Genomic DNA, 9,229 nt, shown 5'->3' on the forward strand with positions numbered 1-9,229 from the left:
CGCCACCATCGCCCACGAGCCCATCCCGCGCCAGGCGGGATCCCGTCTGCGGTCGTCCGCGGCGGCGTGGGAATGGGTGAACCGTTTGCCGAACGTCACGGCATCCTCAGCGATCCACGCAGTTCACAAGGTCATTCTCAGCAGTTGTCGGCACCACCCGGGACCGACTGCGAAGGTCGCTGCCGTCACATCCGGGGCGGCCTGTTCTTCTTGAAGAGCCAGGTGTCGAAGAGTTCCGTCAGGTCCTTCCCGGACTTGCTCTCGCAGAGGGCGATGAATTGCAGGGTGTCGGCGTTGCCGTGCCGGTGCTGTCGTGTCCAGGTACGGAGTATGTCGAAGAACGTCTCGTCGCCGACGGCCTTGCGCACCTTGTGCACGACCATGGCGCCGCGTCCGTAGACGGGCGGGTCCGACATGCGCGCTCCGCTGGGCGGATCGGCGGGCGGGAAGGCCCATATGCCCTCGCTCTCGGCGTCCGTTCCGTTGTAGAAGTCCTCGAAGGTGTCGTCGGTGTTCCTGCCGCCACGCTTCTCCTGCCAGAGCCACTCCGCGTAGGTGGCCAGCCCTTCGCTGAGCCATATGTCCTTCCACTTGCGCGGGGTCACGGAGTTGCCGAACCACTGGTGTGCCAGCTCGTGCACGAGGAGCGCCTCGTCGGGAGCTTCGGCGAAGTAGGGCTTGGTCTGGGTCTCCAAGGCGTAGTCGAGCCCGGGCAGGTGGTCGACGACGGCACCGGTCGAGGAGAAGGGGTAGGGGCCGAAGCGTTCGCCCGCCCAGTCGACGATCTCGGGCACCAGGTCCGCGACAGCGGCGGCGTCTTCGGACTCGTCGGGGTCGACGGCGACGTAGACGGGCAGACGGTCGCGGGTCCAGCCCTTGTGGATCTCGAAGTAGCCGACGGAGACATGGGCGAGGTAGCTGGCCATGGGCTCCTCTGAGCGCCAGTGCCGCGTCACCGTCTCGCCCTTGTCCTCCTCCGTGATCAGCTTGCCGTTGCTCACCACGTCGTAGAAGTCGCCGTCCGCGTCCTTCGGCACGGTGACCGTGATGTCGTACGTGGCCTTGTCCGACGGGTGATGGTTGCCCGGGAACCAGGTCATGGAGCCGGTCGGCTGGCCCAGGGCGGTCGAGCCGTCATCGGTCTCGATCCAGCCTTCGAGGCCTCCGTCGTCGCCCTCGATCGTGCGTGGGGTGCCGTCGTAGGTGACGACTGTCTTGAAGACCTCGTCGTTCCTCACCGTCTTCGCCGGTGTCACGATCAACTCGCTTCCAGAACGGGAGACTTGGGCCTTCACTTCCTGCACGGTGGCGGTGCGCACCCGCAGCCCTGCCAGGTCCAGATCGAAGCGGCTCAGGTCCTGAGTCGCCCGAGCTGTGATGACTGCCGTGCCCTTCAGGCGGTTGGTCTCCGGCACGTAATCCAGTGTCAGCCCGTAATGCGTCACGTCGTAGCCGCCATTGCCGAGTTCGGGGAACAGTCGGTCACCCACTCCGGCCGCGCCGGGTCTCGCGACCGCGGCGGCACCGTCCCCCGGTGTGGAACCCGTGCAGGACGTCGTCATGGCCAGGAGCAGTGCCGCGGCCGGAGCCCAGCCGGACATGGAGCCGGAGACCGCGGTCTCCTTCGCGACCGACCGAGGCCGACGGTTCGTCGCTTTGCGGGGTTTCATCACCTGTCTCCCATCGATTGCAGCACGCGAGACGTCAGAAACCCCAAATCGTCTAATGGTTGCCTCAAGATTGGTAAAAAATAATGTCGGCGTCGTCGCGTTGGTGTCCGCGCGGGTCCCGTCGACGCGGCCGCGTGACGGACGGCGTTGGCGCCGCGATCTGGTGGCGCCTCGACGAGCCTGTCAACCCGCTGCTTGCTGGAGGCCGTTGAGGGTGAGGTCCAGAACGAACTCGAACTCGTCGCCGTAGGCGTAGCCGGGGCGAATGACGTGAGCGGTGGCGATCTCTGTCGGGTACGAGTACTCGCCGTCGCCGAAACCGCTCATGACGGACTCGGCCAGTTCCGCGGAACGGCGTCATGGTGACGCAGGGTCGCAGGGTTCGCAGAGCCGTGATGGGACCGTGACTCCATCAGTCCGATGGCCCAGCGGTGGCGGGACAGCACACGGCGCATGGAGACGGCCCGCTGCCGCATCGCCTGCCGCCAGTCATCACCCGGCGTGGGCAGTTCGACCTCACTGAAGACCAGGTCGACCATGCCGTCGAGCAGGTCCTCCTTGTTGGCCACGTGGTTGTACAGGGACATCGCCTCGACGCCGACTGCCTCGCCGAGCTTGCGCATGCTGAGCGTCTCCAGGCCGTTGGTGCCCGCCAGTTCGACGGCGGCACGCGCTGACTCTCTTTCCGGCTGTGCCATGCGTCGGGTCGCCCATGAGGTCACGGATGATCCGCTGGATAACGGCGACAATGATCTGTGCGCCGACCGGTGCGGCGGTCGTCTCGTTGGCCTCTCGCTGACGGCCGGGACTTGTGGTCTCGTCGGTCTCGACGCTGAGGCGGATGGCTGACAGGGCGCGGGGCTGGCCGTGGGCTGTAAACGTGGAGGGGTGGCTCATGCCCTCCACGGAGCGAGTGAGATAAGGCCCGCGCTGACCTGCGTAAACGTCGTCATCGCTGCGCGCCTCCAGAACTCCTGGACACGCGTGTCGGGAGACCCGGAGGGCAATGAGTGCTGCGTCCTCGACCCGTCCTGACGCGGAGCCCCGGCAGCTGCTCCACCCGCTCCGGCGACAGCGTCGAGCAGTCGCGTGTCGGCCGGCGAGACATGAACGTGAGGCTGCTCTCAGGTGGCCCGCCTCCCCGGCTGGTGCGGCGTACACGTCGTAGGTGCCTGACTCGCCCGAGGTCGACCTCGGCGGTGAGCCATACGGTCCCGCGCCGGCCGACTTCCGTTCCTAACGTAAGATTCCCTTACTCATTCTTTACGGGCTCTTACGGAGGGGGATTGTGTGCGCCGTTTTCTGAGTGTCATTGCCGCGTTTTGCGCATTGGTGTCCAGTTTGCTCATCTTCTCAGCTGGTCCGGCGAATGCGGCAGACGTGTCAGAGGATGCTGATGCGGTTGCCAAGTCGGCCGGCCAGAAATGGGCTCTCAGGTCGCTGGCGAACGGCATGTATGTGTCCGTGGGGCTTCATGACACCGACTCGCAGCAGTGGAGGATGCGGGCCACGGCCCAGGCGCCGGGTTCTTGGGAGCGGTTCACGCTGCATACGAACCACGCGGGGAAGACGATCGGGTTCCGGTCCGAGATCACCGGCTTCTTCGCCTCGGCCGAGTTCGCCGATGGCGGTGACCAGAAGGGGATGCTCAGGGCTCGGGGTGTCCGGCTCGGCCAGTGGCAGCAGTTCATCCCCCACTACCTGGACGATGCGCCGTTCTCCGACTCACCGGCCGGATCGCGCGTAGTGGCGCTGCAGGCAAGTGAGAAGGCTCAGGACGACGCGAGCGCCACGCCGGCCGAGAAGGAACTGAAGTACGTCACCACGGAGTTGGGCGAGGGCGGGGAAGCGGTCGTCCGGGCTCGGGCCGCCACGGCCGGGAAGTGGGAGAAGTTCGTACTGGAGCCGGTCAAGGGCACCATCGCCGGCGACCAGTACGGTATGCCTGCGGCCGGCTCGGCCCCTGCTTCGAATCTGAACGTCATGACGTGGAACCTGTGCGCGAACAACCGCAGCTGCACATGGAGCGGCGGGCTCGCGGGGTATGAGGAGCTGAACGCCGGCATCAGTGCTCACCTGCGCAGCAACTCTGGTGCTCTGCCGGATGTCATCTTCTTCCAGGAGTTCTGCGAGAAGCACGCCAAGCGTGTCGAGGCGATGCTGGAGAAGCCGGTGGGCGAGGGTGGCACGGGCAGGCAGTGGGACGTACGGTTCGCTCCCATTCACAACAGGGGAGATGCGAACGGCCCGCTGGTGCAGAAGCAGTGCGCCATCACCGACAAGGACGGCAATGTCGTAGCCGATCGCGGCGCTTACGGGGTCGCGATCGCGGTGCCCGACGAGAACGTCTGGTACAAGCGCTACGACCTGACCTCACCGACCTACGACCTCAAGTACGAGCAGCGCACCGCCGTCTGCGCCACACTGCCCTCTCGCGCAGTCGCCGCGTGCACGGCGCACCTGAGCGCGGGTTATGGCTACGACGACCCCGACGGCACATGGCGCACGCGTCAGGCCCAGCAGATGCTGGACATCACCAAGACCTACGAGAACCAGGGCTATCGGGTCGTGTTCGGGGGAGACTTCAATCTGGTTCCCCCATATCCTCAGGCCACCGCGAAGGAAGGCGGGCCGAGCGAGGCGCTGGACCCCGTCTACGACCGGTACTTTGAGTGCGGCCAGGAGGGCGATCCGGCCGCGAAGCGGACCGGAGATCCCACCGCGAACGGCGTGGACGGCAAGCCGACCCGAAAGATCGACTACATCTTCTCCCCGAAGAACGCGCCTGTCATGAACTGCTCGGTCTCACCGGACTCCGGGCATTCCGACCACTGGACGCTCTACGGTTCGGTATCGCTGCCGGCCACGTGATGTGACACCCGTGGCGCCGGGCCGCACCGACATGGCAAGAGGTCCGTGGACGCTCTTCCATATCCGGGAATGTCAGCTCCGGCTCGATGCCCGGATTCCGACCGTGAAGTGCGCGCCCGAGCCATAGCAGGGTCAACGACGAGGCCGTCCTGCGAACACCCCAGCAGGCCGGCCTCGTTCTCGCGTTCTTCTGCTCCACCCAGTGACGTGCGTACGGTGGACTCCACGATCGTGCGGGTCCACCAGCACGCGGCCGGAGCCCGCAAAAGGGGGCCCCGGCCGGCGAACGGGCCGACCATGTTCGGTCGAGGACCTGTGTGTTGTTCAGTGGCCGATGTTGTCCAGTTCGGCCACGTCCTCGTCGGAGAGGGAGAGCCCGGCGCCTGCGATGTTCTGGCGCAGGTGGGCGGTTGACGAGGTACCGGGGATGAGCAGGATGTTCGGCGAGCGTTGCATCAGCCAGGCCAGCGCGACCGACATCGGCGTCGCCTCCAGCCGGCTAGCGACCTGCGAGAGGGCCTCGGACTGTAGCGGCGTGAAGCCTCCCAGGGGGAAGAACGGCACGTAGGCGATGCCGTCGGCGGCGAGGTGGTCTACGAGGTCGTCGTCGTGGCGGTGGGCGAGGTTGTACATGTTCTGCACGCACACGATCGGGGCGATGCCGCGTGCCTCTTCGACCTGCTCCGCGGTGACGTTGCTGACGCCGAGGTGGCGGATCAGGCCCTCTCGCTGGAGGTCGACGAGCGTTTCGAATGCTTCGGTGATCGAACCGGGCTGGGGGCCCTGGGCGTCGCCCATGCGCATGTTGACCAGGTCAAGGGCCTCGACGCCGAGGGATCCGAGGTTCTCGTGGACCTGCTTGCGCAGGTCTTCGGGGCGCCGGGCCGTGGGCCAGCCGCCCTGTGCGTCGCGAGTCGCGCCCACCTTGGTGGCGATGAACAGCGGCTCCGGGTAGGGGTGCAGCGCTTCGCGGATCAGCTCATTCGTGATGCGAGGTCCGTAGGCGTCGCTGGTGTCGATGTGGGTGATTCCGAGGCCGACTGCCTCCCGCAGGACGGCCAGGGCGCCGTCGTGATCGGCGGGTGGACCCATGACCCACGGGCCGGCGAGCTGCATCGCGCCGTAGCCGAATCGGGTGACGATCGAGCCACCCAGCGTCCAGGTTCCGCCGGGAAGAGGTGTGGAGGGCGTGTTCATGGTGATGCCTTTCACCTATTGCTGGGGGTGGTGTCTCCGGCCCCCTTGCACCAGCATTGGAGAGAAACTTCCCATCGGGAAGTAGGCACTCTGAAGTGCCTAACAACCCCAGAGGGTGCGAGGCGGGATCAGTGACGATGACGAAGGCCGACAAGAAGGCTGAGTACAACGCGTTCCTGGCGGTGTGCCCCAGCCGTCAGCTCCTCGACCGGATCTCGGACAAGTGGGTCGTCCTGATCCTGTGCGCACTGGGCGGTGACGCGTCCGAACAGCCCGGCGCATCGCACGCCCCGAAGGCGATGCGCTTCTCCGAGCTCGCCCGGCTACTGGCGGGCGTCAGCCAGAAGATGCTGACCCAGACCCTACGAGCCCTCGAACGCGACGGCTTGCTCATCCGAACCGTGACACCCACGGTCCCCGTCACCGTCACCTACGAGCTGACGGACCTCGGCCTCTCACTTCACCACCTGACACGCGGGCTCAGGCAGTGGGCGCAGACCCACATGGGCCAAGTCCTCGCCAACCGGGAGAAGCACGACGCACGAGCTTCCTAGCGTGAAAAGCCGTCTTCATCTCTGCTGCAGGCTGAGATGTACCTGACCTTGCGTGACGTGCAGTGGACGCAGATCGAGCCGCTGTTCCGGGACCGGACGCCGCGACCGGGCCTGCGGCCGCAACAACGAGCGGCTGATGCAAACGACACCCCCTAGGGGCATGCGCCGTCGAGCAGCCCAAGAGTCGCAGTGACCGTGTCGAGCAGCGAGTCGGCGGCGGCCCCGGTACGGGAGCGGACGTTCACCCCGTAGGCGAGGAGAACCAGGGCCTCGGCGGTGGCCTCGGTGGCGAGCCCCGGGGACAGCTGTCCCTGCTCGACGGCGGTTTCGAGGGCGGCGTGCAGGGCGTCCCGCAGCTGCCGGTGGTGCTCGTCCAGCAAGGCACGGATCTCGGGATCGGTGTGGGCGCCGTCGACGTGAGCGTTGACGATCATGCAGCCCCAGCCTGCGTGCTCGCCCGAACAGCGCGCCGCTATCAGCGCAGTGAAGAAGTCCCGAATCGCCGGCAGTCCACGGCCGTCTTCCGCAAGCCGCCGCTGCGCGGGCCACGAGCGGTGGCGGACGTAGCGGCGCAGGGCGGCCATGTAGAGCTCTCGCTTGCCGCCGAACGTGGTGTAGAGACTGGAGCGGTTGAGGCCCGTCGCGACGGTGACCGCCTGGATCGACGCCTTGGCGGCACCGTGCTGCCAGAAGAGCCGCTCGGCGCGTTCGAGCGCGTTGTCGGGGTCGAAGTGCTTGATGTCCGGCATGAGTTACCGCTTTCCGGTCCTGGAATGGCCGTTCCAGGATAGTCCTTGACGCATACGCGACCGCACGGTCATTCTTGACACCGACTCATCTTGGAACAGATGTTCCAGGATTCCTTGGAGAAGGGGACCGTCCACATGAGCCTCCGTGACGAGCTACTGGACCTGAACGAGAACAAGCACCACAGGCTTCCCGCCGACGCACTTGAGATCATGGATCGTGGCGCGCGAGAGCTCGCCGCAACCGGCATGGGGAGCCGCGCGGTCGGCGTGGGCGCGCAGGCCCCGCGGTTCACGCTCCCCTCAGCCGCCGGAAAGGACGTCGCTCTGGGCAGCCTGCTCGAGGACGGGCCCGTGGTGCTGACGTTCTACCGCGGCGCGTGGTGCCCGTACTGCAACCTCGCCCTCCGTGCGCTGCAGCAGCACCAGAATGCGATCGGCGCCTGTGGCGCACAACTGGTGGCCGTCTCGCCGCAGATTCCCGACGAGTCACTTTCCCTCATCGAAAAGGAGCAGCTGGCCTTCGAGGTCCTGAGCGATGTCGGCTCGGAGGTGGCCAAGCAGTTCGGCATCGCCTTCGACCTCTCGGACGAACTGGGCCGCGTCTACGACGGGTTCGGGTTCGACCTGCACCGCGTCAACGGCGGCCATGCCCGCACCCTGCCGTTGCCCGCCACCTACGTCATCGACAGGACCGGCGTCATCCGGTGGGCGTTCGTGACGACCGACTACACCGTGCGGGCCGAACCGTCCGAGATCGTGGCCGCGCTCCACTCGTTGACGTAACCGTCCCTCGCCCCGGGAACCTCTGCCGCTGCCGCCCCCGGTCATCCCGCGCTGCCTGACATCCCGCGCTGACCGGCTGTAGCGTCGTACCTCATGAGTTGGCTGCCTGACGACTTCGTCCACCCCGTCCACGTGCCCGTGCCCGACACCGCGGTTCACCTGCGGCCGATCCGGGAGGCTGACACCGCCATCGACTACCCCGCCGTGATGGGATCCCGAGAGCGCTTGTGGGAGATCTTCGGCCCGGCCTGGGGTTGGCCCAAGGAGACGATGACCTACGAAGAGGACCGCATCGACCTGCTGCGGCACGAAAAGGAGGTAGCCGCCCACCAGTCGTTCAACTACGCGCTGCTGGACGAGGAGGAGACGGCGATCCTCGGCTGCGTCTATATCGACCCGCCGGAGCGCATCGGCTCCGACGCAGAGATCTCCTGGTGGGTGGTCGACGACCTCGTGGGCGGCGAGGTGGAACGCGCACTCGACGCGCTGGTGCCGCAGTGGATCGACGCCGACTGGCCTTTCCGGCAGCCCCGTTACGTGGGCCGCGACATCACCTGGCAGGACTGGCTCGCGCTTCCGCGCGCCTCGTGACGAGTCCGAAGCAGGGCTCGGATCGCGTCGTTGAGGATCGACTGGTTGTTGGGGGGCGTACTGTCGACGGATGGCCCGTGGGCGCTGGCAGGTGACTGGCGGGGTGGCGTGGCAGAAGCAGACCGTCGCACGATGCCGGGTGCGTCCAACGGATCGTTTCAGAAGGGCGTCACCGTATGGAACGGGTTGAGGCTGCGCCAGATCTCGGGCCCCGGGCCCCGGTCCAGTCCCGCAGTCGGCGCCTGGCCGTCGCCCCGGAGCGGGTGGCAGCAACGGGCCGTCCGCTTCCGCCGGTCGTCAGAAACAGGATCAGCAAGCGCGCCTGACACCCTGCCGACCAAGATCATCGAACACAGGACCCGCAGCTCGACGAGGTCGTCAAGCGACCGTGAGTACGATCTTGCCCTGGATGTGGCCTCGGGCGGCGCGTTCGTGTGCTGCTCGGGCGTCCGCGAGGGCAAACGTGCTGTCGATCGCGACGCGGACCGTGCCCGCGTCGAGCAGACGCCCCAGTTCGGCAAGCTGCGCGCCGTTCGAGCGGACCTGGGCGGTCGAGACCGTGACGCCCAGCTTCGCGGTCTCCTCCTCGTCGAAGTCCCCGGGGAACACGGGGAACTGCGAGCCGCCGCGCTTGAGCGTGTGCAGGAAGCGCCCGCTGCCGGGGCCGCCGACGGTGTCGAGGACGAGGTCGACGTCGCGTACGAGTTCCTCGGGGCGGCTCTTGGTGTAGTCGATGAACTGGTCGGCGCCGAGATCGCTCAGGAACGCTTCATGTGCGCCCGATGCCACCGCGATGACCCGGGCGCCCTTCCAC

10 protein-coding genes are annotated in these 9,229 nt (G+C 66.9%); 4 read left to right on the forward strand and 6 right to left on the reverse strand.

Going from position 1 to position 9,229, the window contains the following annotated elements; genetic code table 11:
* Positions 1-185: 185 nt before the first annotated feature.
* The 3 genes from AQI95_RS43740 to AQI95_RS43745 form a co-directional block, all read right to left on the reverse strand.
* Positions 186-1,601, reverse strand: coding sequence for a M1 family metallopeptidase (locus AQI95_RS43740; protein WP_067137042.1), 1,416 nt, complete (start codon positions 1,599-1,601; stop codon positions 186-188).
* 252 nt (positions 1,602-1,853) lie between these two features.
* Positions 1,854-1,997: a hypothetical protein gene (locus tag AQI95_RS49720; RefSeq protein WP_244189117.1), complete on the reverse strand. Its 144-nt coding sequence runs from the start codon at positions 1,995-1,997 to the stop codon at positions 1,854-1,856.
* Positions 1,994-2,368, reverse strand: coding sequence for a TetR family transcriptional regulator (locus AQI95_RS43745; RefSeq protein WP_244189118.1), 375 nt, complete (start codon positions 2,366-2,368; stop codon positions 1,994-1,996). Before AQI95_RS43745 ends, AQI95_RS49720 begins: the two co-directional genes overlap by 4 nt.
* 592 nt (positions 2,369-2,960) lie before the next feature.
* Here AQI95_RS43745 and AQI95_RS43750 point away from each other — a divergent pair.
* Positions 2,961-4,541: an endonuclease/exonuclease/phosphatase family protein gene (locus AQI95_RS43750; RefSeq protein WP_159056767.1), complete on the forward strand. Its 1,581-nt coding sequence runs from the start codon at positions 2,961-2,963 to the stop codon at positions 4,539-4,541.
* A 324-nt stretch (positions 4,542-4,865) separates the two neighbouring features.
* Here AQI95_RS43750 and AQI95_RS43755 read toward each other — a convergent pair whose 3' ends face one another.
* Positions 4,866-5,738, reverse strand: coding sequence for an aldo/keto reductase family oxidoreductase (locus AQI95_RS43755; protein ID WP_067137051.1), 873 nt, complete (start codon positions 5,736-5,738; stop codon positions 4,866-4,868).
* Positions 5,739-5,875: 137 nt separating this feature from the next.
* Between AQI95_RS43755 and AQI95_RS43760 the strand changes: the two genes are divergently transcribed.
* Complete coding sequence (locus tag AQI95_RS43760; protein WP_067137046.1) at positions 5,876-6,292, forward strand: winged helix-turn-helix transcriptional regulator; 417 nt, start codon at positions 5,876-5,878, stop codon at positions 6,290-6,292.
* A gap of 152 nt (positions 6,293-6,444) precedes the next feature.
* Here the strand turns inward: AQI95_RS43760 and AQI95_RS43765 are convergent, their stop codons facing one another.
* A complete protein-coding gene (locus AQI95_RS43765) occupies positions 6,445-7,041 on the reverse strand; it encodes a TetR/AcrR family transcriptional regulator (protein WP_067137048.1) in 597 nt (198 codons plus the stop codon).
* A 135-nt stretch (positions 7,042-7,176) separates the two neighbouring features.
* Here AQI95_RS43765 and AQI95_RS43770 point away from each other — a divergent pair, with 135 nt between their 5' ends.
* Together AQI95_RS43770 and AQI95_RS43775 are read left to right on the forward strand one after the other, a co-directional pair.
* Positions 7,177-7,824: a peroxiredoxin-like family protein gene (locus AQI95_RS43770; RefSeq protein WP_067137054.1), complete on the forward strand. Its 648-nt coding sequence runs from the start codon at positions 7,177-7,179 to the stop codon at positions 7,822-7,824.
* 93 nt (positions 7,825-7,917) lie between these two features.
* On the forward strand, positions 7,918-8,415 hold the full coding sequence (locus AQI95_RS43775; protein ID WP_067137050.1) for a GNAT family N-acetyltransferase: 498 nt from the start codon (positions 7,918-7,920) through the stop codon (positions 8,413-8,415).
* 378 nt (positions 8,416-8,793) lie between these two features.
* On the opposite strand, the gene AQI95_RS43780 is transcribed toward AQI95_RS43775, so the two are convergent.
* On the reverse strand, positions 8,794-9,229 hold a 436-nt coding region (locus tag AQI95_RS43780; protein ID WP_159056768.1), incomplete at its 5' end, for a zinc-binding dehydrogenase.

The sequence above is a fragment of the Streptomyces yokosukanensis genome, from assembly GCF_001514035.1.
GTDB lineage: Bacteria > Actinomycetota > Actinomycetes > Streptomycetales > Streptomycetaceae > Streptomyces > Streptomyces yokosukanensis.

Bases quoted from the DNA above. Each gene is read 5' to 3' on its own strand.
- AQI95_RS43740 (WP_067137042.1), bottom strand. From the start codon at position 1,601: ATGTCCGGCTGGGCTCCGGCCGCGGCACTGCTCCTGGCCATGACGACG.
- AQI95_RS49720 (WP_244189117.1), bottom strand. From the start codon at position 1,997: ATGAGCGGTTTCGGCGACGGCGAGTACTCGTACCCGACAGAGATCGCC.
- AQI95_RS43745 (WP_244189118.1), bottom strand. From the start codon at position 2,368: ATGGCACAGCCGGAAAGAGAGTCAGCGCGTGCCGCCGTCGAACTGGCG.
- AQI95_RS43755 (WP_067137051.1), bottom strand. From the start codon at position 5,738: ATGAACACGCCCTCCACACCTCTTCCCGGCGGAACCTGGACGCTGGGT.
- AQI95_RS43760 (WP_067137046.1), top strand. From the start codon at position 5,876: ATGACGAAGGCCGACAAGAAGGCTGAGTACAACGCGTTCCTGGCGGTG.
- AQI95_RS43765 (WP_067137048.1), bottom strand. From the start codon at position 7,041: ATGCCGGACATCAAGCACTTCGACCCCGACAACGCGCTCGAACGCGCC.
- AQI95_RS43770 (WP_067137054.1), top strand. From the start codon at position 7,177: ATGAGCCTCCGTGACGAGCTACTGGACCTGAACGAGAACAAGCACCAC.
- AQI95_RS43775 (WP_067137050.1), top strand. From the start codon at position 7,918: ATGAGTTGGCTGCCTGACGACTTCGTCCACCCCGTCCACGTGCCCGTG.